20 protein-coding genes are annotated in these 25043 nt (G+C 72.2%); 14 read left to right on the forward strand and 6 right to left on the reverse strand.

Annotated elements, in window-relative coordinates:
- The first annotated feature begins 142 nt into the window (after positions 1–142).
- Positions 143–1603: a menaquinone biosynthesis decarboxylase gene (locus O7615_RS15455; RefSeq protein ID WP_278178311.1), complete on the forward strand. Its 1461-nt coding sequence runs from the start codon at positions 143–145 to the stop codon at positions 1601–1603.
- Positions 1603–2520 carry a menaquinone biosynthesis prenyltransferase MqnP gene (gene mqnP, locus O7615_RS15460; protein WP_278178312.1) on the forward strand — a complete coding sequence of 306 codons (918 nt, stop codon included), beginning with the start codon at positions 1603–1605 and terminating at the stop codon, positions 2518–2520. Before O7615_RS15455 ends, mqnP begins: the two co-directional genes overlap by 1 nt.
- Here the strand turns inward: mqnP and O7615_RS15465 are convergent.
- Positions 2495–3517: a terpene synthase gene (locus tag O7615_RS15465; protein WP_278178313.1), complete on the reverse strand. Its 1023-nt coding sequence runs from the start codon at positions 3515–3517 to the stop codon at positions 2495–2497. The two genes, mqnP and O7615_RS15465, sit on opposite strands and share 26 nt — an antisense overlap.
- 213 nt (positions 3518–3730) lie before the next feature.
- Here O7615_RS15465 and O7615_RS15470 point away from each other — a divergent pair, with 213 nt between their 5' ends.
- Positions 3731–4360: a UbiX family flavin prenyltransferase gene (locus tag O7615_RS15470; protein WP_278178314.1), complete on the forward strand. Its 630-nt coding sequence runs from the start codon at positions 3731–3733 to the stop codon at positions 4358–4360.
- Between the two features lie 28 nt (positions 4361–4388).
- On the opposite strand, the gene O7615_RS15475 is transcribed toward O7615_RS15470, so the two are convergent.
- Positions 4389–4655 (reverse strand): BldC family transcriptional regulator, encoded by a 267-nt coding sequence (locus tag O7615_RS15475; RefSeq protein WP_278178315.1) that lies wholly within the window; start codon positions 4653–4655, stop codon positions 4389–4391.
- 269 nt (positions 4656–4924) lie between these two features.
- Here O7615_RS15475 and O7615_RS15480 point away from each other — a divergent pair, with 269 nt between their 5' ends.
- Both O7615_RS15480 and O7615_RS15485 read left to right on the forward strand, forming a co-directional pair.
- Entirely contained in the window at positions 4925–5383 is a 459-nt protein-coding gene (locus tag O7615_RS15480) for an Lrp/AsnC family transcriptional regulator (RefSeq protein WP_278178316.1), read from the forward strand.
- A 45-nt stretch (positions 5384–5428) separates the two neighbouring features.
- A complete protein-coding gene (locus tag O7615_RS15485) occupies positions 5429–6520 on the forward strand; it encodes a PLP-dependent cysteine synthase family protein (RefSeq protein WP_278178317.1) in 1092 nt (363 codons plus the stop codon).
- 16 nt (positions 6521–6536) lie between these two features.
- Here O7615_RS15485 and O7615_RS15490 read toward each other — a convergent pair whose 3' ends face one another.
- From O7615_RS15490 to O7615_RS15505, 4 genes are all read right to left on the reverse strand, one after another.
- Positions 6537–7166: a putative glycolipid-binding domain-containing protein gene (locus O7615_RS15490; protein ID WP_278178318.1), complete on the reverse strand. Its 630-nt coding sequence runs from the start codon at positions 7164–7166 to the stop codon at positions 6537–6539.
- Positions 7167–7225: 59 nt separating this feature from the next.
- A complete protein-coding gene (locus tag O7615_RS15495; RefSeq protein WP_278182110.1) occupies positions 7226–8707 on the reverse strand; it encodes a DEAD/DEAH box helicase in 1482 nt (493 codons plus the stop codon).
- Between the two features lie 221 nt (positions 8708–8928).
- Positions 8929–9999, reverse strand: coding sequence for a hypothetical protein (locus tag O7615_RS15500; RefSeq protein WP_278178320.1), 1071 nt, complete (start codon positions 9997–9999; stop codon positions 8929–8931).
- A 271-nt stretch (positions 10000–10270) separates the two neighbouring features.
- Positions 10271–11875, reverse strand: coding sequence for a C40 family peptidase (locus O7615_RS15505; protein WP_278178321.1), 1605 nt, complete (start codon positions 11873–11875; stop codon positions 10271–10273).
- Between the two features lie 257 nt (positions 11876–12132).
- Between O7615_RS15505 and mqnE the strand changes: the two genes are divergently transcribed.
- From mqnE to O7615_RS15550, 9 genes are all read left to right on the forward strand, one after another.
- Complete coding sequence (gene mqnE / locus O7615_RS15510; RefSeq protein ID WP_278178322.1) at positions 12133–13302, forward strand: aminofutalosine synthase MqnE; 1170 nt, start codon at positions 12133–12135, stop codon at positions 13300–13302.
- Between the two features lie 113 nt (positions 13303–13415).
- Positions 13416–14180 carry a hypothetical protein gene (locus tag O7615_RS15515; RefSeq protein ID WP_278178323.1) on the forward strand — a complete coding sequence of 255 codons (765 nt, stop codon included), beginning with the start codon at positions 13416–13418 and terminating at the stop codon, positions 14178–14180.
- A gap of 196 nt (positions 14181–14376) precedes the next feature.
- The gene (locus O7615_RS15520) at positions 14377–14844 is read left to right on the forward strand and encodes a hypothetical protein (RefSeq protein WP_278178324.1); all 468 of its coding nucleotides are present in this window, start codon (positions 14377–14379) and stop codon (positions 14842–14844) included.
- 28 nt (positions 14845–14872) lie between these two features.
- Positions 14873–15913 (forward strand): phosphate ABC transporter permease subunit PstC, encoded by a 1041-nt coding sequence (gene pstC / locus O7615_RS15525; protein WP_278178326.1) that lies wholly within the window; start codon positions 14873–14875, stop codon positions 15911–15913.
- A 10-nt stretch (positions 15914–15923) separates the two neighbouring features.
- Entirely contained in the window at positions 15924–17291 is a 1368-nt protein-coding gene (gene pstA / locus O7615_RS15530; protein WP_278178327.1) for a phosphate ABC transporter permease PstA, read from the forward strand.
- Positions 17285–19048 carry a phosphate ABC transporter substrate-binding protein PstS gene (locus O7615_RS15535; protein ID WP_278178328.1) on the forward strand — a complete coding sequence of 588 codons (1764 nt, stop codon included), beginning with the start codon at positions 17285–17287 and terminating at the stop codon, positions 19046–19048. Before pstA ends, O7615_RS15535 begins: the two co-directional genes overlap by 7 nt.
- On the forward strand, positions 19045–21789 hold the full coding sequence (locus tag O7615_RS15540; RefSeq protein WP_278178329.1) for a hypothetical protein: 2745 nt from the start codon (positions 19045–19047) through the stop codon (positions 21787–21789). The genes O7615_RS15535 and O7615_RS15540 overlap by 4 nt, the downstream gene beginning before the upstream one ends.
- 187 nt (positions 21790–21976) lie before the next feature.
- The gene (locus O7615_RS15545; protein ID WP_278178330.1) at positions 21977–23146 is read left to right on the forward strand and encodes a hypothetical protein; all 1170 of its coding nucleotides are present in this window, start codon (positions 21977–21979) and stop codon (positions 23144–23146) included.
- Between the two features lie 110 nt (positions 23147–23256).
- Positions 23257–24969, forward strand: coding sequence for an Ig-like domain-containing protein (locus O7615_RS15550; protein ID WP_278178331.1), 1713 nt, complete (start codon positions 23257–23259; stop codon positions 24967–24969).
- Positions 24970–25043: the final 74 nt, after the last annotated feature.

The raw sequence follows: 25043 nt of genomic DNA on the forward strand, positions 1-25043 counted from the left end.
CACCCGCCAAGAAGGGCCGGGCTGCCGCAACGGCGGAGGCTGGTCGGGAAGGCGGCGGGCGGCGTGCGCGTGGGATGGGCCACAGCGGGGAGCTGGCACCCGGCGTGGGCGGGGTGGCGGGGCGTAGGACAGACTTGCTGGCATGGCGGCTCGTGGGTTCCCGTACACCGATCTGTTGGACTTTCTCGCGGCGCTGGAGCGCGAGGGGGAACTGCGTCGCGTCGGCGTGCCGGTCGACCCCACGCTGGAGATCAGCGAGATCGTCACCCGGACGGTCCGGGCGGACGGGCCGGCGCTGCTCTTCGAGCGGCCCACCCGGGGCGAGATGCCGGTGGCGATCAACCTCTTCGGCACCGAGAAGCGCACCGCGCTGGCGCTCGGCGTCGAGTCGCTGGACGAGATCGGCAACCGGATCGGCGAGATGCTCAAGCCGGAACTGCCGGTGGGCTTCGCCGGCATGATGGGCGGCCTCGGCAAGGTGATGCAGCTCAAGTCGATGCCGCCCAAGAAGGTCAGGACCGCGCCCTGCCAGCAGGTGGTCTACCGGGGTGCCGACGTCGACCTGAACCGGCTGCCGGGGCTCCAGGTGTGGCCGGGTGACGGCGGGATCTTCCACAACTTCGGGCTGACCCACACCAAGCACCCGGAGACCGGCAAGCGGAACCTCGGGCTGTACCGGCTCCAGCAGCACAGCCACAACACCCTCGGCATGCACTGGCAGATCCACAAGAACTCCACCGCGCACCACGCCGTCGCCGAGCGGCTCGGCCAGCGGCTGCCGGTCGCCATCGCCATCGGCTGCGACCCGGTGGTCAGCTACGCGTCGAGCGCGCCGCTGCCCGCCGACATCGACGAGTACCTGTTCGCCGGGTTCCTGCGCGGCGAGCGGGTGGAGATGGTCGACTGCCTGACCGTGCCGTTGCAGGTGCCGGCGCACGCCCAGGTGGTGCTGGAGGGCTACCTGGAGCCGGGCGAGCGGCTGCCGGAGGGGCCGTTCGGCGACCACACCGGCTTCTACACCCCGGTCGAGCCGTTCCCGGTGCTGCACGTCGAGGCGATGACCATGCAGCGCGACCCGGTGTACCACTCGATCGTCACCTCAAAGCCACCGCAGGAGGACCACGGCCTCGGCAAGGCCACCGAGCGGATCTTCGCGCCGTTGCTGCGGTTCCTCATCCCGGACATCGTCGACTACGACCTGCCGGCCGCCGGGGTCTTCCACAACTGCGCGATCGTGTCGATCCGCAAGCGGTACCCGAAGCACGCCCAGAAGGTGATGAACGCGATCTGGGGCGCCCACATGATGTCGCTGACCAAGCTGATCGTGGTGGTGGACGAGGACTGCGACGTGCACGACTACCGCGAGGTCGCCTTCCGGGCCTTCGGCAACGTCGACTACGCCCGGGACCTGCTGCTCACCGAGGGCCCGGTGGATCACCTCGACCACTCGTCGTACCAGCAGTTCTGGGGCGGCAAGGCCGGCATCGACGCCACCCGCAAGCTGCCCAGCGAGGGCTACACCCGGGGCTGGCCGGAGGAGATGAGCATGTCGCCCGAGGTCGTGTCGCTGGTCGACAAGCGCTGGAAGGAGTACGGCATCTGATGGCGACCACCGCTGCCGTGCAGCCGGCCCCGACCGCCGGACGCGTGAAGTCCTTCCTCAAGCTCGTCGCGATCGAGCACTCGGTGTTCGCGCTGCCGTTCGCGTACCTGTCGGCGCTGACCGCGATGCAGGTCAACGGCGGGCGGGTGCGCTGGCTCGACCTGCTGCTGATCACCGTGGCGATGGTCGGGGCACGGACGTTCGCGATGGCCGCCAACCGGATCCTGGATCGTCGGATCGACGCGCGGAACCCGCGTACCGCCAACCGGGAGCTGGTGACCGGGGCGGTGAGCCTGCGGACGGCCTGGACCGGCGCGGGCGTCGCGCTGGTGGTCTTCCTGGCCGCCGCGGCCCTGCTCAATCCGCTCTGCCTGGTGCTCGCGCCGCTCGCCGTGGTGCCGCTGGTGGTCTACCCGTACGGCAAGCGGTTCACCAACTGGCCGCACGCCATCCTGGCGGTCGCCCAGGCGGTCGGCCCGATCGGCGCCTGGCTCGCGGTGACCGGCACCTTCGCCGGCTCCGGGCCGGCCTGGCTGCTCGGCGCCGCCGTCGGCCTGTGGATCGGCGGCTTCGACCTGATCTACGCCTGCCAGGATGCCGAGGTCGACCGCCAGATCGGCGTGCACAGCGTGCCGGCCCGCTACGGTCTGCGCTTCGCGCTGCACGCCTCCACGGTCGCGCACGTGGTGACGTTCGCGCTGTTCCTGTGGTTCGGCGTGCTGATCGGCTTCGGCTGGCTCTGGTGGATCGGGCTGGCGCTGACCGCGCTCGCCTTCGGCTACCAGCACCTGGTGGTGACGCCGGCCGATCTGAGCCGGGTCAACCGGGCGTTCTTCACCGCCAACGGCTTCGTCGGCATCGCGCTGTTCGCCTTCGCCGTGCTCGACCTGGTCATCCGGCTCGGCCTCCGCCCCTGACGGCCGGGCGGTCGGCCGCGTAGCGGGCGCTCTCCAGGGTCCAGTCGATGGTGCCGCGAACGGCCCGCGCCACCCCGTCGAGGTGCGCGGTGACCGCACTGTCCAGCGTCGGGCCGAACGACGGCACCGTGGCGCGCAGGGCGACGAACCGGCCCATCGACTGGTGCCAGCGCTGCGCGGCCAGCTCGACGGCGGCGGGCACCGGCACGCGGGCGTCGGCCGCCAGCGCCAGCACCAGGTTGTGCCCGCCGGAGGTGGCCGCGTCCCGATCGAGCGAGGCGATGTCGTTGTACCAGGAGAGCAGGTCATTGCCGATGTCGCGGAGCTGGCCGAGCAGCGGGTGGTGATAGACCGGGTCGGGTAGTGGCCGGCCGCTGACGAACTCCACCAGCGGATACGACACGTACGCCGCCGAGGTGGCCCGGCGCAGCTCGACGTACTCGTCGACGCCGGGCGCGTGACCGGTGGCCTTGTTGACCGCCTCCTGCCAGGTGCCGTCGAGGTGGTGGGCGACCGCGTCGGCGAAGCGCAGGCGCCAGCGGGCGGGCATCCGGCGCCGTGGCTCGCGCCACGCGTTCACCAGCAGCCGCCGCAGCGGGCCACCGAGGCCCGCGTGCCGCAGCCGGGGGTTGCCGCTCAGCAGTGCCACGGCCCCGTCGCGCAGGCCACGGATCTCGTCCAGGCCGAGCCGGTCGGGACTGTCGCAGGCGTCGTCGACCAGGAAGAACCAGGTGAACAGGGCGGTCAGCACGCGCAGGTCGGGCACGGTGGCGTCCGGGTAGAGCCGGCCCGCGTAACGGGCGAAGCCGGCCCGGCCCAGCCGCTCGCGGGTCGGCTCGTCCAACGGCAGCCCGGCCTCCGGCAGCCAGGACACCAGCCATTCCTGCACCTCGTCGGCGTGCGGGGAGACCCCCGGCGGGATCGGGCAGGCGGCGCGGAGCGACGGCAGGACGTGGCGGGCGGCGCTGCTCGACGGCGGGATGATCTCGTCGGCCATCCCGGACCTCCCCCGTCTGCCGTCCCGGCGCCGTGCGCTGCCTCCGGCAGCATGCCAGGCGACCCTGGATCCCGCAGGCCCGGACGGACATCGGTGGCGTAACGGTGCAGCCACCGGGAGTCGGGGCACTCGGGACGTGCCTACCCGGGTGCCCCGACCGGCTTTCCGGGGGTGCCCGACCGGAGCCGGCGATGACCAGGCAGGCTGGGGAGTATGCGCGAACCATGGGTGGTCGGCGTGTCCGGGGCGTCCGGGACGCCGTACGCGGCCGCGGTCGTCCGCGGGCTGCTCGACGCCGGGGAGCCGGTGGACCTGATCGTCTCCCGCGCTGCCCGGCTGACCGTGCTCGACGAGACCGGACGGCCGTTCCGCGACGCGCACTGGAGCGCTGACCTGGCCGGCTGGATCGGACGGGACCTCGGGGAGGCGGACGTCCGCCACTGGCCCGCCGGTGACCTGGCCGCCGGGCCGAGCAGCGGTTCCTACCCGGCCCGCGGAATGGTGGTGGTGCCGGCGAGCACGGCGGCCTGCGCCGGAATCGCCATCGGCCTGTCGAAGGATCTGTTGCAGCGCGCCGCCGAGGTGAATCTCAAGGAGCGGCGGCGGGTGGTGGTGGTGCCCCGCGAGACTCCGGTGACCCGGAGCCACCTGGAACACCTGATCAGCCTGCACGATGCCGGCGCGGTGGTGCTGCCGGCCAGTCCCGGCTTCTACGGCGCGGGAGCCGCCGCCTCCGCGGCGCAACTCGTGGACTTCGTGGCGGGCAAGGTGCTCGACGCCCTCGGTGTGTCGCACACCCTCTTCCAGCGGTGGGCCGGAAGGTTGAACGCGGACCGGGCCTGATGACCGGTCCGCGTCCCGATCCGCACATTCAGTACATGCCGGCGTTGGCCGGTCCTGGGCCGGTCGAGGCGGCCGGGCCCACGTTGCGTGGTCTACCCATCTCGTCCGCCTCTTCCAGCATGCCCTCCCCTTCCAGCAGGGCCCGCACCTCGGATTCCCGAAACCGGCGATGCCCACCTGGAGTCCGGATACTGCCGATCCGGCCCGCCGCCGCCCAGCGCGTCACGGTCTTCGGGTCCACCCGAAACAGCGCGGCGACTTCACCCGGTGTCAGCAGGCGATCTCCAGTGTCCACAGCCCCCTCCTCGCGTCGACGAAGCCCCCGGCTGAACACACTGCCCCCGGCCGGTGCGAGCCCAGAGCCGTCATGAGGGACGTATGGCAATTACAGCACCAGCGACCTGGCGTGTCCGCCAAACGCGAAAAACGCACTGAGTGGGAAGTTAGTAAATGGTACCGGCGTCACGCCCTCCGAACCCCGGGTATGCGAACTGTCACCCGCTGCCAGGTCAAACGGATGCCGGAGTCCGGGTGTTACGGCCCGACGACTAGGGTCTACAGTCCGTGGACGCCATCGACCTCAACCTCGTGGACCTGCTACGGAGCAACGCCCGCCTGTCGTACGCCGAGCTGGCCCGCCAGGTCGGCCTCTCCGCTCCGGCGGTGCACGAACGGGTCGGCAAGCTGGAATCCGGCGGCGTCATCCGGGCGTACCGCGCGGAGGTCGAGCCGGAGACCATCGGGCTGGGGGTGACCGCCCTGATCGGCATCGTGGAGGACTCCGGGGCCGACACCGACGACGTGCTGGAGGCGTTCCGGGTCATGCCGGAGATCGAGTCCTGCTACTTCATGGCCGGGGTCGAGTCGTTCCTGCTCAAGGCCCGGGTGGGCACCATCGCCGAGTTGGAGCAGCTGATCGTACGGCTGAACCGGACGCCCGGGGTCGCCTCCACCCGGACCAGCATCGCGCTGTCGACGAAGTGGGAGAACCGTCCGCAGCCGGTGGCGCCGCCCTCGGCCTGAGGCCGGCGCCCGGCCGGTCGGGCCCCGCTTGCTACGTTTCCGGGCGTGACTCATCTCGACCGGTGTGACGAGGCCAGCCGGCGGTGGGTGACCGAGGCGATCGCGGCCGTGGAGGCGGACGCGAACCGGTCCGCCGACACCCACCTGCTGCCCTTCCCGCTGCCCCGGGAATGGGGGATCGACCTCTATCTCAAGGACGAGTCGGTCCACCCGACCGGGTCCCTGAAGCACCGGCTGGCCCGCTCGCTGTTCCTGTACGGGCTCTGCAACGGCTGGATCGGGCCGGAGAGCACGATCATCGAGGCGTCGTCGGGCTCCACGGCGGTCTCCGAGGCGTACTTCGCCCGGATGCTGGGGCTGCCCTTCATCGCGGTGATGCCGGCCTCCACCTCGCCCGAGAAGATCGCCCAGATCGAGTTCCAGGGCGGCCGGTGCCATCTCGTCCAGGACCCGGCGAAGGTGGTCATCGAGGCGCGCTGGCTCGCCGAGGACTCCGGCGGGCACTACATGGACCAGTTCACCTACGCGGAGCGGGCCACCGACTGGCGGGGCAACAACAACATCGCCGAGTCGATCTACGCGCAGCTGTCGCTGGAGCGGCACCCCGTACCGGTCTGGATCGTGGTCGGCGCGGGCACCGGCGGCACCAGCGCCACCATCGGCCGGTACGCCCGCTACCGGCGGCTGCCCACCAAGCTCTGCGTGGTCGACCCGGAGAACTCGGCCTTCTATCCCGCCTGGCAGGCGGCGGACTGGTCGGTACGCACCGGGCGCGGTTCCCGGATCGAGGGGATCGGCCGGCCGAGCGTCGAGGCGTCGTTCCTGCCCTCGGTGGTGGACCGGATGGTGCAGGTGCCCGACGCCGCCTCACTGGCGGCGATGCGGGCCGCCTCGGCGGTGCTGGGCCGGCGGGTGGGCGGGTCGACCGGCACCAACCTGTGGGGCGCCTTCGGCCTGATCGCCGAGATGCTGGCCACCGGCCGGACGGGCTCGGTGGTCACGCTGATCTGTGACGCGGGCGACCGGTACGCCGACACGTACTACGCCGACGAGTGGCTGGCGGGGCAGGCCCTCGATCTGGCCCCGCACCTGGCCACCGTCGAGCGCTTCCTGGCCGACGGCAGCTGGCCGACCTGAGCCACCCGACCGGCGCTCAGTTCCGCACCGCGCGCTCCGCGAGGCCGGGGTAGCGCAGGACGTAGCCGTCCGGATCCACCTCGACCTCGGCGCTGAAGTCGCCGCTGGCGTACCGGAACCGGTTCGGGCCCAGCCCGGTGTAGAGCTGCTCGGTGGGCAGCACCGTCAGGCTCGGCACCAGCACCCAGGCCACGTTGATCCGGTGGGTGGTGTCGGGGCGTGCGGTGATCAGGCCGAGCCGGTTCAGCGGCAGGGTGTTGAACAGCGGTGAGCCGCCCAGATCCACGTCGAGGGCGTCGGCCAGCCGGTCGGGATCGTCGACCCCGGGCAGCCCGGCCGGGGCGTGCCCGGCCTCGGCCAGGGCCGCGTCCAGGTCACCCTGCTCGGCGGCGGTCACCCGCCACCGCTGTGTCGCCCGCTCCAGGCGTACGCTGCGCCGCCATCCGGCGCCCTCGACCTCGACCTCCAGGCGGACGCTGACCCAGTCGGCGTCGGTGGCCACCTGGTAGCGACACGTGTAGGGGATCGGGTCCACGGCCAGCTGCGTGCCGTGCCCCGTCAGACCTTGGCCGCCTTCGACCAGGGCATGTTCGGCGCCGGCGGTGTCCGTCCGGGTCCACAGCAGCGACTTCGGCGTCGTCGGCATGAACCGGACGTTACGCCACCCGGCCGAGCCGGGCGGCGTATGCGCCGAAGGCGAACTCGTCAGTGGGTACGTGCGCGGGGCCGCCCACCGGATCCGCGCCGGTCCTCACGCGGCCGGTCGTGCAGGCCCCACCCGTCCGGACGCGGCGCCCGGTCACCGTAGCGACGCTCGCCGCGCGGCTGGTCACCGTAGCGGCGTTCGCCCCGTGGCTGGTCGCCATAGCGGCGTTCGCCGCCCTGGTCGCCGTGGCGACGGGAGCCGCCCGGGCGACCGCTGCGGCGGGGCGGCTCCGGCTCGTCGCGCACCGGCACCCCGCTCGGCTCCCGCGCCCCGGTCAGCTCGGCCAGGGCGGGGTCACCGGCGCGTACCCGCGTCTGGGCCGGCTCCACGCCGGCCTTCTCCAGCATCGCCAGGGTGGTGCGACGCTGCTTCGGCAGCACCAGGGTGGCCACCGCGCCCGCCTCGCCGGCCCGGGCGGTACGCCCCGCGCGGTGCAGGTAGTCCTTCGGGTCCTTCGGCGGGTCGACGTGCAGCACGAGCGAGACCCCGTCGACGTGGATGCCCCGGGCCGCCACGTCGGTGGCGACCAGCACGTTGGTCCGGCCCTCGCGGAACTGCGCCAGCGTGCGGGTGCGCATCCCCTGGGTCTTGCCCCCGTGCAGCCCGCCGGCGCGTACGCCGACGGCCGCGAGCTGCGCGACCAGCCGGTCCACCCCCAGCTGGGTGCGGGCGAAGACGATGGTCCGGCCCGCTCGCGCGGCGATCGACGCCGTCACCGGGAACTTGTCCTGCGGGGGGATGAGCAGCAGGTGGTGATCCATGGTGGACACCGCCGCGGTCGGCGGCGCGGTCGAGTGGGTGACCGGGTCGGTCATGAACCGCCGCACCAGCGCGTCCACGTCGCCGTCCAGTGTGGCCGAGAAGAGCAGCCGCTGCGCGCCCGTGGGCGTCTTGGCCAACAGCTCGGTGACCTCGGGCAGGAAGCCCATGTCGGCCATCTGGTCCGCCTCGTCGAGCACGGTGATCTCGACATCGTCGAGCTGGCAGACGCCCCGGTCGATCAGGTCCGCGAGCCGGCCCGGGGTGGCCACCACGACCTCCACGCCGCGCCGCAGGGCATCGATCTGGCGGTCGTACGGTACGCCGCCGACGGCGGTCTTCAGGAACACGCCGACGGCCTTGCCCAGCGGCAGCAACGCGTCATTGACCTGCATGGCGAGTTCCCGGGTGGGCACCAGGACGAGGGCCCGTGGGTGTCGCGGCCGGGCTCGTCCGCCAGCGGCGATCCGGGCCAGCAGCGGCAGCCCGAAGGCGAGGGTCTTGCCGGAGCCGGTCTGCCCCCGGCCCAGCACGTCGCGTCCGGCGAGCGCGTCCGGCACGGTGGCGCGTTGGATCTCGAACGGGGTGGTGATGCCCTGCCGGTCGAGGGCACGGACCAGCGGCCGGGGAAGTCCGAGCGAGTCGAAGGTGATCGAGGCGTCGGGGGTGGTGGTGCCGGCCGGTTGCGGCTCAGCGGGGAGGTCGAGGGAGAGCGGGAGCATGCCGGGGTCAGCGGAGGTGGTCAAGAAATGCCTTTCGAGCGGGGCGCATCTTCGCGATGTCCCGCCGCGGCAGTCGCCGCCGGATCTTCCGCAAGAACGCCCATGGGCGCGCGGGTGCGCGCCGGGTCAATGATCACCGACCAGTGTACGGCGGCGGCCGCGAAGCCACCCGTGCCGAACGCGGGTAGTGGGCGGACTCACCACGATCCGCACCCCGTTCGTCACTCCGGTAGGGCGCCGGTCACGCTACTGAGCGCGTCGTTGGCGAACAGCACCACCAGCACGCTGATCGCCACCAGCAGGCCCAGCGCGACCGCCATCACGATGACGACCCGGAGGGTGCCCCTTGACCTCTCGGCCGGCGATTCCGCCCATCCCTGGGCCAGGATGTGCCCGGTCAACGAGCCGGAGTTCTCCTCGCCGGCGGGAAAGGCGATGGTGGCCGAACTCTCCGCCCCGGCGTAGTACGCGCTCAGATCGGATCCCCCGGGACGGTGCGTCCGCTCGGAACCTGCCGGGGCGCCTCCCGGGGCAGTTCCCGGGGAGCTTCCCGGGGCTGCGGCCTCGGTCGACCGGCCCGTTGCGGGAAGCAGGCCCGGCCGGGACGACGGCCGGGGTGCCGCGCCCGGAGAGCCGGGGGAGGGTTGGTCCCGGCGCCCGACCAGGTTGGTCGGCGGTGGCCAGACCGGCAGCGCCGGTGCCGGCACGGCAGCGGGCGGGCCGGCGGCTGCGGTAGGTGCCGCTGCGCGACTCCCGACCGTTGGTGCCGCACCGGATACACCGCCGGGTTCGCGGGCCGTGGCGGGCGGCGCGGTGGCGGCGGGTGGCGCGGTGGCGGTGGAGGCGGGTGGCGGCGGGAACGGCGGCGCGGGCATCGGGCCGGGCGGCGGCGGAGGCGCCGGCACGGGTGGGCCGGGCGGCGGCGTCGGCGGTCCCGGCACCGGGGGTGCGGGTCGGGGGCCGGGCGGCGGCGCGGGCGCTGGCCCCGGCGGATACGGCCCGGGTGTTGGCGGCGGTGCCGGGGCGGGCGGGGGCGGTACGGGCGCCGGTGGGTGAGGCGCCGGCTCCGGATCGGGTACCGGCGGTGGCGGTGGTTCGGCCGGCTCCGGTGGCCGGGCGGGCTCCGGTGGCGTGGCGGGCTCGGGGTTGACCGGCGCGGACCGATAGACGCCCGACACCTTGCCGCCGGTCCCTGCGGACTGCGCCTCGTCCACGCTCACCCGGCTGAGTCCCGGCATCCGGACGCTGGCCCGTACCGGCTTCGGCGGCCCTGGCTCCCGCTGACCGGGCATGCGGGCCACTCCCCTCGGCCCAGTCGCACCCGTGGTGCCGCCAGCCGATGGAGGGGGAGCGGGTCCAGGATCGACCGTCCCCGCTGGAACCTCGCGCTCGGTCATCGTCGCCCTCCGCACCACGTTCGCAACCGGACCCGTGCCGTCGGGCCGGAAGTGCCTGAGTGACACGGTGCCACACTTCGCCCGCGTGGCACACCCGGAGCGCGGACCGCGCAGGCCCTTCGGAGGTCCCCGCAGTGGGCAGGCTGAGCGGGGCCGCCGGCCGGCGTCAGCGTCCGCCGGGCGCGGAGGGGGTGGCCGAGAGGTCGTCCACCGGGTGGGAGCTGCTCGCGGCGGTCGTCGGACCGGCGGTGCCGGCTGCCGTGGTCGGTGCGGCGCTGCCGGCATCGTTGGTCGGCGAAACGGAGTCCGACGGCTCCGGTGCTGGCGAGCTGGAGCCGGACGGGGTGGGCGACGGCGAGGTGGAGCCGGTCGGCGTCGGCGAGGGTGAGGTGGAGCCGGACGGTGTCGGCGACGGCGAGGTGGAGCCGGAGGGCGTCGGCGACGGCGACGTGGACCCCGACGGCGTCGGCGAGGGGGTCGGCCTCGGCGTCGTCGTCTTGGTGGGCGTCGGCGTGGGCTTCGGCGCCGGCGGCTGCGACGGGGTGGGCGAGGAGGTCGGCGTCGGGATCGCGCCCACCACCCGGGTCGCGGCGTAGAGCCGGGACCAGCGGACGGTGGAGATCTTGACCACGTCACCGGTGGTCGGCGCATGGATCATCTTGCCGCCGCCGATGTACATCCCCACGTGGTGGATGCTCGTCCAACTGCTGCCGGAGGCGAAGAAGAGCAGGTCGCCGGGGAGCAGCGCGGTGCGGGGCACGCTCCGCGAGCTGGTCGCCCGGTACTGGTCCCGAGAGATGCGCGGCAGCTGGTAGTGGCCTGCCGACCGGTACGCCGCCCACATCAGGCCCGAGCAGTCGAACGAGTCCGGTCCTTCGGCCGCCCAGACGTACGGGTCGCCGAGCTGCTTGCGGGCGTAAGCGACGGCGGCCAGCGCCGTGGGGTGGGCGACCAGCCCGCCGGCCGACTGGTCGACGTAGTCCGCGCCGAGCTGCTGCTCGGCGGCCTCCTGCTGGCGGGCCAGCTCGATCAGCTGCGCGGCGTTGTCCTCCCGCAGCTTGAGCAGCTTCGCCTCTTCGTCGCGTAGCGCCGTCCGGGTGGCGGCGTACTGCTCCTGGACACCCTGGAACCGGGACTGGGCGGCCGTGTACGCCTGCGTGGCCACCTGCTCGTCGCTGCGGGTACGGGCGAGTTCGCCGGCCGCCGGCCCGGTGGCGTGCTCGACCTTCTCGCCCCGGTTCGCCCGGCGCAGCAGCTCCAGGTCGCGCAGGTCGGTGGCGAAGTCACCGGGGGGCAGCGCGGCGGCGGCCTTGATCGCCTCCGCGGCGACCTGGTCGGCGCGCTGCTGCGCCTGCTGGACCGCGGCCCGGGCGAACTCCAGGTCGCGCTCCGCGGTCAGGAACTGGGCCTCCACCTCGGTGCGCTGCTGCTCCAGTTCGAGCAGCCGGGTGCCCAGCTCGGCGACGCGCGCCTCGGCGGCGTTGATCTGCGTCTCGAGCGCGCTGGCGCCCGGGGTGCCGAGCGGCGGCGTCACCAGGCCCGTGGTGCCGTCGGCGGGCGCGCCACCGGGCAGCTGCAGTGGGCCGGTGACGATCGGGCGGGAGCCGGTGTCGGGCACGGTGACGGGCACACCCGGCTCGGCGTAGGCGGGTGTGGCGAGGACCGCGCTGGCGACGGCGGCGAGCAGTGCGGACCAGAGCGCCGGCCGTAGCACCGGCGAGACCACCGGGCTCCGTCGCCGCTGCCGTCGTCCGTCCGCGCTGTCGATCATTCGGCTCCCCGTCCGGATTGCTCTGCCGCGCCGGTCGGCGTGGCGGTTCGGGACGCTACCAGGGTGTGTCGTGCCCCACCCTGTCTTACCTCACGGGGCGCAGTGGTGTCGATGTCTGCGCGGGTAACAGGAGGCTGAGAGTCCGTTGCCGGCCGGTACTCCGGCGGACCGCGCTGCGAGCGGTGCCCGCGACCGACGTAGGCTCGGGTGGCGACCAGCTCCGGTTGCGACCGCAGGTGGAAGGGGACGGGCTTTCGATGGACGCCGGACTCAAGCGTGAGCTCGAAGCGAAGGTGTACGCGGGAGAGCGACTGACCCGGGAGGACGGGATCGCCCTCTACTCCAGCGACGACCTGACCTGGTTGGGTCGGCTGGCCCACCACCGGCGCACCGAGCTGAACGGCGACCGGGTGATGTTCAACGTCAACCGGCACCTGAACCTCACCAACGTCTGCAGCGCGAGCTGCGCGTACTGCTCCTTCCAGCGCAAGCCGGGTGAGAAGGACGCGTACACGATGCGCATCGACGAGGCGGTCCGCAAGGCCAAGGAGATGGAGGACGAGCAGCTCACCGAGCTGCACATCGTCAACGGCCTGCACCCGACGCTGCCCTGGCGCTACTACCCGAAGGTGCTGCGCGAGCTGAAGGCGGCACTGCCGAACGTCAAGCTGAAGTGCTTCACCGCGACCGAGGTGCAGTGGTTCGAGAAGATCAGCGGGTTGAGCGCCGACGAGATCCTCGACGAGCTGATGGACGCCGGCCTGGAGTCGCTGACCGGCGGCGGCGCGGAGATCTTCGACTGGGAGGTCCGGCAGCACATCGTCGACCATGCCTGCCACTGGGAGGACTGGTCGCGGATCCACCGGCTGGCGCACAGCAAGGGCATGAAGACCCCGTCGACCATGCTGTACGGCCACATCGAGGAGCCCCGGCACCGGGTCGACCACGTGCTGCGGCTGCGCGAGTTGCAGGACGAGACCGGCGGGTTCGCGGTCTTCATCCCGCTGCGCTACCAGCACGACTTCGTCGACTCGGCGGACGGCAAGATCCGTAACCGGATCCAGGCTCGCACGACGATGGCCTCGCCGGCCGAGTCGCTGAAGACCTTCGCGGTCTCCCGCCTGCTGTTCGACAACGTGCCCCACGTCAAGTGCTTCTGGGTGATGCACGGGCTGTCGGTGGCCCAGCTGTCGCTCAACTTCGGCGTGGACGACCTGGACGGCTCGGTCGTGGAATACAAGATCACTCACGACGCCGACTCGTACGGGACGCCGAACACCATGCACCGGGACGACCTGCTGCACCTCATCTGGGACGCGGGATTCCGGCCGGTCGAGCGGAACACCCGCTACGAGGTGGTCCGCGAGTACGATGCCGCGCCGACGCTGTCCGAGCGCCGCGCCGAACCGCAGCAGGTCTGGGCCTGACCCCTGGCGTGCCGGTCCGGGGCGACACCCGGACAGGTGGCGTTCACCTGCTGTGTGTCCCGCGCGTCGATGCGCCTGTCCCGGTGTTTCTCCGCGCCGCGTAGACCCTCGGTGTGTCTCGATACCTGCGCGCCCGCGCCACCGTCACCGCCCTGTTCACGGCCACTGTCAGCCTCGTCGCTCCCGCTCCGGCCGGCGCCGCACCGTTGGGTTCGGTGCGACTGCCGGTGACCAGTGGGATCGTCGACGCGACGCCGATCTTCGCCAGCGCCACCACCTCGGCACCCTGCCCGGCCGGCTTCGGGCGTAATGCCCAGCTGCGGGTGGGTCCACCCGGCGGGCCGTTCAGCAACCTTGCCCGGCCACTGACCGATGGTGGCTACGACCGGGCTCCGGTGACCGCGCGACCCAACCGTTCCTTCGTCACCGCGCTCGGTGGTGCGCCGGTCGACGGTGAGTGGTGGGTCGTGGTGGAGTGCCTGAGCGAGACGCAGGGCGTCCATCCGGAGCGGTTCGTCACGCCGATCACGGTCTCCGGGCGGCAGTGGCGCTCGGGCCGACCGGCGGGTGCCGCACCCGCCACTCCCGGTCCAGACGGCGCGGTGGTGGTGCCCGATGGCGGCGGGACGCGGACGCCCGCACCGGGGACGGCGTCCGGGATGCCGGCCGCCACCCCGTCGACGGCGACCACCGCCATTGCCGAGGACGCCGAGCAGCAGCGCCGGCTCACCGGCAACGGGGGTAGCGGTGCCGCGTCGCTCGCCAACCTCTGGTGGATCCTTGCCCTGCTCGCTGCCCTGACCGTGGTCGGCGCGACCTCGTTGCTCCTCCGCCGACCGGACCCGAGCCAGCCCGGGCGGCAGGGCCGCCGCCGCTGACGGGATGACGGCTGATCCGCTGCCCGGAACAACCGCGTATCCGAACGGTTGATGCTCCGGTACTCGCTGTTCACATGTTGCATGTCTGGCGTGAGCGGACGGCTGCGCAGGGGGTTACTCGTGGTCCCCACGCTGAACGGCGAAGTCCTGGGGAGCGGCAGCCAGCGTGCGTGGGGGCACGCCGGAGAAGAAGGGGATGAGGGTGCAGCGCTCACGCATTGTGTTCCTCGCCGCGCCGTACCACGGGCAGGCGACCGACGGCATCGTCTGGATGCTCGTCTCGTCGAACAACCGGCCGTTGGGCCGCGGCGCGACCTACCACGAGGTCTACGCCCGGTGCCGGGACTCGGTGCTCGACCTTCAGGCCAATGTGGACCGTGTGGTGCCGCTGGAGGGCACCGTGCCGGCCAACGGGCAGTGGAACTGGCGGATCGAGCTGGACGGCGTGCCGGTGGCCCTGTCCAGCCGCTCCTACCTGCGCGCCCGCGAGTGCACGTACAACCTCGAACGGTTCCTGGAGGCGCTGCCGCACGCCGACGTGGTCCCCGGGACTCGCGGCGTACGGCGTCGCCGGTCGCCGGAGCCGCTTCCGCCGGTGCGTAGCGTGAACGGCCCGTCCCACCCGTCGGGGTGGACCCACCCCGATCGCGAGGCCCTGCTGTGACGGGCCGGCCGGCACGGGACGTCAGTCGATGACCATCGTCGTCACCGGCCCCGACGCGCCGACCGGCACCGGGGCCGAGACGCCACGCCGGGTACGGCAGGGCCGCAGCCTCTCCGACCGGTTCTTCCGGGGCGTCTTCCGGTTGGCCGGTGTGGTCGTCCTCGCCATCATGCTGCTGGTCGGCATCTTCCTGACCCTGCGCGCGCTACCTGCGCTGGAGACCATGGGCTGGCGGTTTCTCACCACCCAGGAATGGGATCCGGTGGGGGCCAACTTCGGGGTGGCCGGCGTCCTCGTCGGCACCCTGCTGATCGCCGCCGTCGCGATCGTCATCGCGGTGCCGTTGGCCGTGGGCGCCGCGCTGTACATCACCGAATACGCGCCGCGCCGAATCGCCCCGATCCTGGTCAACCTGGTCGACCTGATGGCCGCGGTACCCAGCGTCGTGTACGGGATCTGGGGTCTCTACCTGCTCGAACCGCGCCTGCTGGTGGTCGGCGAGCAGGACGAGGGACTGCCCCGCTGGCTGGCCACGTACTTCGCCTGGATCCCGCTGTTCCGGGTGGACGACTACGACCCGCGGGAACCCATCAGCGACGGCGCGTTCACCAGCTCGACGTTCATCGCCGGAATCATCGTGGCGATGATGGTCACCCCGATCATCGCCTCGGTCATGCGGGAGGTCTTCTCCCAGGCGCCGGTGAGCGAGCGGGAGGGCGCGTACGCCCTGGGGGCGACGAAGTGGGGCATGATCCGCTCGGTCGTGCTGCCCTTCGGGCGCGGCGGGATGATCGGCGGGACCATGCTCGGCCTGGGCCGGGCGTTGGGCGAGACCATCGGCGTCTACCTGGTCATCTCGGTCGTGTTCGTCATCCAGCCGCACATCCTGCAGAGCGGTGGTGGCTCGATCTCCTCGCTGATCGCACTGAAGTACGCCGAGTCCAACGAGATCGGGATCGCCGGTCTGATGGCCGCCGGCCTGGTCCTGTTCGCGATGACGCTGATCGTCAACTTCGGGGCCGGCCTGGTCATCAGCCGCAGTCGGTCCGGCGCGGCGAGCGACGCGTGAGGAGCCGTTGGTGAGCACCGACCAGACGACGATCGCCGAGACGGCGGCACCGGATCGGGCGGTGCCGGCCGGACCGGGCCACTCCCGCGGCGGGCCGCCCGACGCCACCATCCTGCCGCCGCCTGCGCGCCCGAAGGCGTACGAGATGCGGCGCGACCTGACGACGACCCGGCGGACCGACGTCCTGGCCCTGCTCGGCGCGGCGACCGCGGCGGTCAGCCTGACCGTCCTGCTCTTCGGCCAACTGGCGCCCTTCGACGGCCTGCTCGGCTTCGTGGTGGTCGCCTATCTGATCTTTCTCGCCATCTACGCCGTGCTCGTCTCGCTCGACGAGTCCGGTCCGGCGGTGCAGGACCGGCTGGTCGCCGCCGTCGTGCACAGCCTGGCGTTCCTGATGCTGCTCGCGCTGGTCGTGGTGATCGGCTTCACCCTCGTCAAGGGGCGGGAGCCGCTGTCCCACCTGAACTTCTACTACGAGGACGCCCGGCAGGCCGGCCCGCTGGAGCCGCTGTCGGTCGGCGGCATCCGGCACGCCATGATCGGTACGCTCCAGCAGATCGGCATCGCGCTCGCGATCACGATCCCGCTGGGCCTGCTGTGCGCGGTGTTCCTCAGCGAACTGCCCGGTCCGTTCAGCCGGCTCGTACGGGTCATCGTGGAGGCGATGACGGCACTGCCGTCGATCGTGGCGGGGCTGTTCATCTACGCCACGCTGATCCTGGCGCTCGGCGAACTGGAACGCCGCCACGGTGACCTGCCGTTGATCGGTCAGAAGTCCGGGTTCGCCGCGGCCCTGGCCATCAGCGTGATGATGTTGCCGATCATCATCCGGGCGGCCGACGTCGTCCTCCGGCTGGTTCCCGGCACGCTGCGCGAGGCGTCGTACGCCCTGGGCGCCTCGCAGTGGCGCACGATCTGGCATGTCGTCCTGCCGACCGCCCGCTCCGGTGCGATGACCGCGATCATCCTCGGCACGGCGCGAGGCATCGGCGAGACATCACCGGTGCTGCTCACGGCCGGCTTCACCCAGTTCACCAACCTCGACCCCACCAACGGTCCGCAGGTGTCGTTGCCACTGTTCACCTTCGACGCGGTACGCCGGCCGGACGAGCTGATGATCGCCCGTGGGTTCGGCGCCGCGACCGTCCTGATGGCACTGGTGCTCCTGCTCTTCGTGCTCGCGCGGCTGCTCGGCGGCCGGGCACCCGGCCAGCTCAGTCGGGGTCAACGGCGGCGCCGGGCGATCGCCTCCCGTCGGGACGCGCTGCGCTTCCTCCGGCGGGAGCGGGAGCGCCTGTCCCAACTGGCTCAGCACGACGCCGACGGGCCATCCGGCCCGCCACCCCCACCGAAGCGACAACGAGGTAGGTCATGGTGAGACAGCGGATCCGTCGGCCGGCGCGGCTGCTGGCCGTGGCGGCGGTGGTCGCCCTCCTCGGCGCCGTCGCGCCGCCGGCGTCGCCGTCCGCCCAGGCGGCGAAGCGGAACGTGCGGATCGTCGGAATCGGCTCCACATGGAGCGCCAACGCCGTCGCCGCCTGGGCCGCGAACGTGCAGGCCAACGGCCTGGAGGTGCAGTACGAGGCGGCGGGATCGACCCAGGGGCGGACGCAGTTCCGGGAGGGTAAGGCCCACTTCGGCGTCTCCGAGATCCCGTACGGCCTCAGTGACGCGTTCGGCGGCACGGACAGCAAGGGAGCCCGGCCCTCCGGGTACATGCCGATCGTCGCCGGGGGCACGGCCTTCATGTACAACCTGAAGATCAACGGCCGGCGGGTGACCAACCTCCGGCTCTCCGGCGAGAACATCGCCAAGATCTTCACGGGTGTCATCACCCGGTGGAACGACCCGGCCATCCGCGCCGACAATCCCGGTCTGAACCTCCCGGCGCGCACGATCACGCCCGTGGTCCGGCAGGACGGCTCCGGCACGACAGCCCAGTTCACCCTCTGGATGAGCAAGGAACATCCGGCGATCTGGAACACGTACTGCCGGAACTGGAACAAGCCGGCGCCGTGCGGCATCACCTCCACGTATCCCCGTCTCGCCGGCATGATCGGAGCCACCGGCTCGGACGGCGTCTCCGGCAAGGTCCGGCAGGACAACGCCGAGGGCGCGATCACCTACGTCGAGTACTCGTACGCCCTCAACGCGCGGTTTCCGGTGGTCCGGATGCTCAACCGGGCGGGGTACTACGTCGAACCGACCGCGCGGAACGTGGCGGTCGCGCTGACCGAGGCGCGGATCAAGGAGACCGGCGATCCTCGGGCCGACGACTACCTCACCCAGATCCTGGACAGCGTCTACCGGCACACCGACCCCCGCAGCTACCCGCTGTCGTCGTACTCCTACATGGTCCTGCCCGTCGGGACCGGAGCGGAGCAGGAGCAGTACGCGTTCACCGCCGACCACGGCGAGACGCTCGGCAAGTTCGCCTACTACTTCCTGTGTGAGGGGCAGCCGCAGGCCGAGGTGCTCGGATACTCGCCGCTGCCGGTCAACCTCGTGCGGCGGGGCATGGAACAGGTGCAGCGGATACCGGGCGCGGAGAAGCTGAACATCGATCGGAAGATCGCGACCTGCAACAACCCGACGGTGTCGCCGGACGGCGGCAACGCTCTCGCCAGGAACGCACCGCAGCCGTCACCGTGTGACCGGCGCGGGCCCACCCAGAACCCCGCCGGCACGGCGGGCGCAACGCAGCAGACGCCGGTGCTGGCGGCGGCGGCCTGCACCACCGGTGGCGGCAGCGTCAACCCGGGCGGTTCGGCGAGTCCCGGCGGTGGCACCGCCAGCCCTGGTGCCACCGCCGCACCGGGCACGACGGCGCCGGGCGCGGGCGGACCCGGCTCGGGTCCGGGCGGCCCGGGCGCGGTGCCGACCGCCGGGGCCCCGCCCGTGGTCGACCCGGACACCGGCGAGGTCATCGGCGTCGACGACCCGGCCGGCGGTGGCGGAGGCGACCAGGCCGCCGCCGTGCCGGTGTCGCTGGCGGGCGAGGGCGGCTGGCGACTGCAGCACACGATGATGCTGCTGGCCGCCCTGCTGCTGCTCGGCCTGGTGGTAGCTCCGCCGCTGCTGGCCAACGCGTTGCAGAACCGCCACCGCACCGACGACCGGTGGAGCGACCGATGAGCAGGCGCAGGCGCAGCGTGGCGGCCCGCCGCGCCCTCTCGTTCATCCTTCTGGCCCTCCTCGTCGGCGCCCTGGCGACGGTGCAACCGGCTCCCGTCGGCAGCCGCGTCGCCGCCGATCCCGCCCGTGCCGAGGACGCGGCCGGCGGCTCGGCGGTGACCGCGCGGGGCCGGAACCTCGGCCCGGACGACGTCGTTCCCGGCACCGCCCCGGCGGACTTCTCCGCCCTGGAGGTCACCGTCAGCCAGACGAAGGACCTGGTCAACCAGGCGGTCGTGGTGACCTGGGAGGGCGCCACCCCGACGCCCCGGCAGCGTCAGTTGGGCGTCGACTACCTCCAGGTCATGCAGTGTTGGGGAGATCCGGAGGCGGCCGACGACCCACTCGGGCTGAGGTTCCGCGAGACCTGCCAGTTCGGCACGAAGCTCGGCGCGCCGGCCATGCCCAACCAGAACATCGGCGACCTGACCTCGATCAACGCGGGCACCCGCGAGATCCAGGTGGAGGTCGCCGGTTACCCCCCACGCGACCCGGGCGAGACCCTGCCGGAGGGCGCCAGGATGGTGCCCTTCTGGCCGGTGAGCTGCCAGCCGGTGCGTCCCGACTGCGGGCAGCCCCGGACCCCGGACGGCAGCCCGGCCAACCCGCTGCCCACCATCCGAGACCCGAAGACGGGCGGGCAGCGGGAGGCGTATCCGGAGGAGACGCTGGCCCGGCACTTCACCTCGGCCGTCACCAACGAGTACCCCTACGCTCTGACCTCTGGTGACGGCACCGGCCGGATCGCCTTCGAGGTGCAGAACGCGACGCGTGCCCCGGATCTCGGCTGCGGTGCCTCCTATCAGGACTCCGCCGGACGCGAGCAGCCGTCCCGCCCGTGCTGGCTGGTGATCGTGCCGCGGGGGCATGTCCACCCGTACACCGGCGCGGACGTCTCGGTCGTCGGCGGGGTCCACGGCTCACCCCTGACTCCCGCGTTGTGGCAGCACCGGATCGTGGTGCCGCTCGGGTTCGAGCCGATCGGCGACGTGTGCCCGCTCGACCGGGCGGAGCGGATCACCGCCGGTACGGAGCTGGTGGCCGAGGCGGCGACGTCCTGGCGGCCGGCCCTGTGTACGGCGGCGGGCGGGCCGTCGGTCAGCTACTCGCCGGTCGGTGACTTCGACGCCGCGCGCCAGGTGCTCGCCCCGATGGAGACCGCACCCGGCCTGGTCTACAGCGCCGAGCCGGTGCCGACCACCGACGCGGACCCCGCACTCGTCCATGCCCCGGTGACCCTGAGCGGCGTCGTGATCGCGATCAACATCGACGTCAACCTCGATCCACTCACCCGGCACGATCCGGAGATCGAGAAACTGCGCGGTCTGGGCCTGGACGACGTGAAACTGACGCCTCGGCTGGTGGCCAAGCTGCTCACCCAGTCGTACCGGCGGGACGTGCCCGGCAACGGTGGTCCTCCACAGAACCCGGGCAGCCTCCGGGACGACCCGGAGTTCCTCGACCTCAACCCGGTCTTCCGGTCCTGGGACATCCGCCCCGGGTTCACCCTGCAGGGCCTCATGATGCCCAACGGCAGCTCGGTTGCCGCGCGGACGCTGTGGCGGTGGGTGCTGGCCGACCCGGTCGCCGCCGCCTGGCTCCGGGGCACCACCGACAACCCCGCCCCGGACGAGCACGGCATGGTGCTGAATCCGGAGTACGAGGAGGTGATCCGCGGCGGGGAGCCGGACTACTTCCCCAAGGTCGACCCGACCTGCATGTCGCAGACCTACGAGGACCGGAGCGGCAACGACGCCGAGGCCCGCCTCTGCACGCTGGACTATCGCCCGTACACGGGCGGGCTCGGCAAGGGCGCGGAGCAGACCCTGCGGGCGGACAGCACCGGGCGGGCGTACCCGCTGGACCTGGTGAACATCCCGGTGTCGGGGGTGCCGGAGTTCACCAGGGTGCCCCGCGATCAGCTGGGCGTGCGCTTCGCCATGTCGGTGACCGACTCGGCCTCCGCTGCCCGGTACGGACTGTTCACCGCGCAGCTGTGCCGGGCTACGTACCACACCGCCGAGGACCGGTACGCGGCATCGGACTGCCGCGCCGCCAGCACCGAGGGGATGCGGACGGCCGCGGAGAGCCTCGCTCCGAGCGAGGTCCGGGACGCGCCGGTGATCGATCCGGCGAGGGCCTGGTCCACGCCGGGCGCGTACCCGCTGTCCGTCCTGACGTACGCGGTGGCCGACACCACCGACCCGGCCGACGCGCGGCGCGACTACGCCACCCTGCTGCGCTACATCGCCGGCCCGGGTCAGCAACCCGGCTTCGCGCGGGGGCAACTGCCCGAGGGGTACGTGGCGCTCTCCGACGCGCTGCGCGCCCGGGCGAGAGCCGCGGCCGACCAGCTCGAACGGGCCCGTCCACCGGCCTCGCCGACGCCCGGCGCGACCACGGCCCCACCGGTGGCGAACCCGCCGCCGGCGGTGATTCCGCCGCAGCCTGCGGCCACCACCGGTGCCGCACCGCTGCCGGTCGGCGTCCCGAGCCCGGGTGCCGTGCCGTCCCCGGGAAACACCGCCCCCTCGCCGCCGCCCTCGACCGACCTGGCCGTCCGCGCCTCCCAGGGCAGCCCGCTGGGCACCATCCGCTACTTGCTTGCCGGCATCCTCGCCATCGGACTGATCGGCGGCGTGGCCGGACCGATCCTGCGCCGCTACGGCGTCCGCTATCTGCCGACGGAAACCGACGAATGACCACGGGGCGGCGCGCGCGGCGAATTCGCCCATCGCCGTTCATTCGGCCTACGTGTTGGCGAGAGACAGCGGCGTACAACGTTCGTCTGCCGCCGGTTTCAGCGGCCTTCAGCCGCGGCGACCATGAATACGGCCCGTCCGCTTTCGGGCGAGCACGAATGTCATGCCCCGCAGAAAGGGAGCACGCATGAAGGTCAAATCCCTCGGTAAGGTGGGCGCGGCGGTTTTCGCCGCCGTCGTCGCCGCCGGAATGGTGGCCACTCCGGCCGCTGCGGACCCGATTCCGAACACCGACTACCGGGTGCTGGCCGGCACCGGGTCGGACACCACCCAGGACGTGATGAACGGGCTGGGCAACGTCATCACCTCGGGCGGAAACAGGGTCGTCGCCTCCTGGGACGCCCGTGGCACCGCCAACATCAAGACCAAGTCGAGCAACTGTGAGTTCCCCCGCCCCAACGGATCGGGCAACGGCCGGCGGTCGCTGCTCGCGTCGGAGGGCGAGGACATCGGCCAGGGCGGCCCCGGCTTCTGGTCGAACGTGAACGTGGTCGGCTGTGTCGACTTCGCCCGCTCGTCCAGCTACGGCGGTGGCACCACGCCGTCGGCGACCGGTGCCTACACCTACATCCCCTTCGGGGTGGACGCGGTGGCTCTGGCGCGTAACACGCTCGGAGACCTGCCGTCGAACGTGTCGTTCGCCCAGGCCCAGCGGGTCTACCGCTGCCTTGACCAGAGCATCGGTGGCGTCGGGGTCGAGCCGGTGATGCTCCAGGCCGGCTCGGGCACGTGGGAGTTCTGGTCGCAGCGGGTCGGCATCACCGAGCAGGAGATCAGCCTCGGTGACTACCCCTGTCTGGCCGCGGACACCGACGGCAACCCGGCCACCCCGGCCACCCCGCTGATCCCGCGGGTGCAGGAGCACGACGGCACCGTGCTCAACGGCTTCCCGAACCGGGTGGCGCCGTTCTCCGCCGCGCAGTACATCGCCCAGACCAACGCCGCGAGGATCCTGAGCCTGACCGGGGTCACGGTCGCCGACCGGCGGGGCGAGGCGGCCCTGACCGGCATGCGGCCCACCGGCGGCACGGTCCAGCAGCCGATCACGGGCGGCGTCCTGAACATCAACTTCCCGCTGCGCCGCGACGTCTACAACGTCGTGCCGACCGCCAAGCTCACCACGCCGGTGATCGCCAGCACGTTCACCGGTGCCAACGCGGCGGTCTGCACCGCGACTGTCGACGACGCCGGCGTCCAGCGCAATGTCGCCCAACTCTTCGGCTTCGGCATCCGTACGACCTTCGCCTCTCCGCTCGAGGCGAACTGTGGCTACACCAACCTGCGGTTCGGTAGCTGATCGGTGCGAGACGGGTCCGGGCGGCCAGCAGCCGCCCGGACCGCCGCATCAGCGCCCGACCCGTCCACCCGAACCGGCACGACGACCATCCGACAGCGGAGGTACCACATATGAGCAGGCGTGGGATTGCCCGGCTGAGCGCGCTGGGAGCCACCCTCGCGCTCTCCCTCGCGTCGCTGACCACCGGCGTGTTGGTCACGTTCGCCGGCCCGGCGCAGGCGGCGTCGTTGGGCGAGGTGGAGATCAGTCAGTCCAGTGGTCTGGTGACGGATACTCCGATCTTTGCCAGTGGGTCTAGCGCGCCGTGTCCGCAGGGGTACGGGGAGAACGCCAACCTGCGGGTGGGTCGTCCGGGTGGTCCGTACTCGAATCTGGCTCCTGTTCTTGGTGGTGGTGGTTTTGACGATCCGGGTGAGTTGCCGGATGGGAAGATCACGGTGAACCCGAACCGGTCGTTCCAGACGGCTCTTGGTGCTGCTCCCGGTAACGGTGAGTGGTGGGTGGTCATGGAGTGCTACAGCCTGACCGAGGGCCGGCACACCGACGAGTTCCGGACGGCGATCTTCGTCTGCGCCAACACCTGGCGGGTGGGTACGAGCTGCTCGACCGCGACGACGACCACCACCACGCTCGCTGTGTCGGCCGAACGGGTGGAGCGTGGCGCGGAGGTGACGCTGACGGCCCAGGTGGAGCCCGCGGCCCCCGGAGTGGCGATCTTCCGGAGGGTGACCCCGACCGACGGCGGCAACGCCGGGACGTTCGACATCGCGACGGTGCCGGTGGAGAGCGGCATGGCGGTCCTCACCACGTCAGACCTGCCGGTCAACCTGCACGAGATCTTCGTCGTGTTCCAGCCGGCGGACGAGGACGCCTACCAGGTGTCGTCCTCGGCGCGCCAGCAACTGCTCGTGGTGGAGCCCGGCACGACGACGGTCACGTTGACCTTTGACAAGACCAGTCCCCAGCCGGTCGGGACGCCGCTCACGCTGACCGCGACGATCGAGCCGCCGGAGCCGGGAACGGTCTACTTCGACCGGTACGACATCGGGTCGACGGCCAGGACCGAACTGGGTTCCGCGCCGACGTCGGCGGGCACGGCGTCGATCACCGTGACGGACCTGCCCCCGGGCCGGTACGATTTCCAGGCGCGCTTCGTGCCCGTCGACCCGGAGGGCCAGGGCAGCGTGTCGTTCCGGCAGGTCTTCCAGATCGGGCAGACCGCGACCCAGACCGCCCTGAGCGTCTCCCCGGCGGGTTCGCTGGCACCGGGTGCGGAACTCACGCTGACCGCGACGATCACGCCCGTCGGCGCGGCCGGCACCGTCCGGTTCCTGAACGGCACGGCCCCCCTGGGCGACCCGGCCACGGTCATCGACAACAGCGCCACCCACCGGACCACGGCGTTGGGCGTGGGTCGGCACACCCTGACCGCGGTCTTCACTCCGACCGACGCCGCCCTCTTCGCTCCGTCCACGTCCAATGAGGTGACGGTCCAGGTGGGGGCGGCCTCGCCGAGCCCGGACCCGACCGACCCGACCGATGACCCGACCGATCCGACCGACGACCCGACCGATGACCCGAGCGACGATCCGACCGACCCGGGCACCGGCGGCGGTGGTGGCGGCCTGGCGAAGACCGGTGCGCCGCTGATCGCCATCGGCCTGACCGGCATCGCCCTGGTCGGCGTCGGTGGCACCGCGATGGTCGTCGGGCGTCGTCGCGACGGTGAGTCGGATCCGGTGCGGTGGCTCGACGACGACCCGTCCGACGACGACACATCTGGCGGCGGGCCCGGCGGTGCCGAAACCGGCGGGCAGAGCTGACCTGCACCCGCCGCGCGGGCCGCCCGGCGACCACCGCCGGGCGGCCCGCGACAGCAGACCCGGTCGCGAGGAGA

The organism is Micromonospora sp. WMMD1082 (assembly GCF_029626175.1).
GTDB lineage: Bacteria > Actinomycetota > Actinomycetes > Mycobacteriales > Micromonosporaceae > Micromonospora.

What these genes read in the sequence shown, in the direction of transcription:
- O7615_RS15455 (WP_278178311.1), top strand. Translation starts at nt 143, where the DNA reads ATGGCGGCTCGTGGGTTCCCGTACACCGATCTGTTGGACTTTCTCGCG.
- mqnP (WP_278178312.1), top strand. Translation starts at nt 1,603, where the DNA reads ATGGCGACCACCGCTGCCGTGCAGCCGGCCCCGACCGCCGGACGCGTG.
- O7615_RS15465 (WP_278178313.1), bottom strand. Translation starts at nt 3,517, where the DNA reads ATGGCCGACGAGATCATCCCGCCGTCGAGCAGCGCCGCCCGCCACGTC.
- O7615_RS15470 (WP_278178314.1), top strand. Translation starts at nt 3,731, where the DNA reads ATGCGCGAACCATGGGTGGTCGGCGTGTCCGGGGCGTCCGGGACGCCG.
- O7615_RS15490 (WP_278178318.1), bottom strand. Translation starts at nt 7,166, where the DNA reads ATGCCGACGACGCCGAAGTCGCTGCTGTGGACCCGGACGGACACCGCC.
- O7615_RS15495 (WP_278182110.1), bottom strand. Translation starts at nt 8,707, where the DNA reads ATGCTCCCGCTCTCCCTCGACCTCCCCGCTGAGCCGCAACCGGCCGGC.
- O7615_RS15500 (WP_278178320.1), bottom strand. Translation starts at nt 9,999, where the DNA reads ATGCCCGGTCAGCGGGAGCCAGGGCCGCCGAAGCCGGTACGGGCCAGC.
- O7615_RS15505 (WP_278178321.1), bottom strand. Translation starts at nt 11,875, where the DNA reads ATGATCGACAGCGCGGACGGACGACGGCAGCGGCGACGGAGCCCGGTG.
- mqnE (WP_278178322.1), top strand. Translation starts at nt 12,133, where the DNA reads ATGGACGCCGGACTCAAGCGTGAGCTCGAAGCGAAGGTGTACGCGGGA.
- O7615_RS15520 (WP_278178324.1), top strand. Translation starts at nt 14,377, where the DNA reads ATGAGGGTGCAGCGCTCACGCATTGTGTTCCTCGCCGCGCCGTACCAC.
- pstC (WP_278178326.1), top strand. Translation starts at nt 14,873, where the DNA reads ATGACCATCGTCGTCACCGGCCCCGACGCGCCGACCGGCACCGGGGCC.
- O7615_RS15535 (WP_278178328.1), top strand. Translation starts at nt 17,285, where the DNA reads ATGGTGAGACAGCGGATCCGTCGGCCGGCGCGGCTGCTGGCCGTGGCG.
- O7615_RS15540 (WP_278178329.1), top strand. Translation starts at nt 19,045, where the DNA reads ATGAGCAGGCGCAGGCGCAGCGTGGCGGCCCGCCGCGCCCTCTCGTTC.
- O7615_RS15545 (WP_278178330.1), top strand. Translation starts at nt 21,977, where the DNA reads ATGAAGGTCAAATCCCTCGGTAAGGTGGGCGCGGCGGTTTTCGCCGCC.
- O7615_RS15550 (WP_278178331.1), top strand. Translation starts at nt 23,257, where the DNA reads ATGAGCAGGCGTGGGATTGCCCGGCTGAGCGCGCTGGGAGCCACCCTC.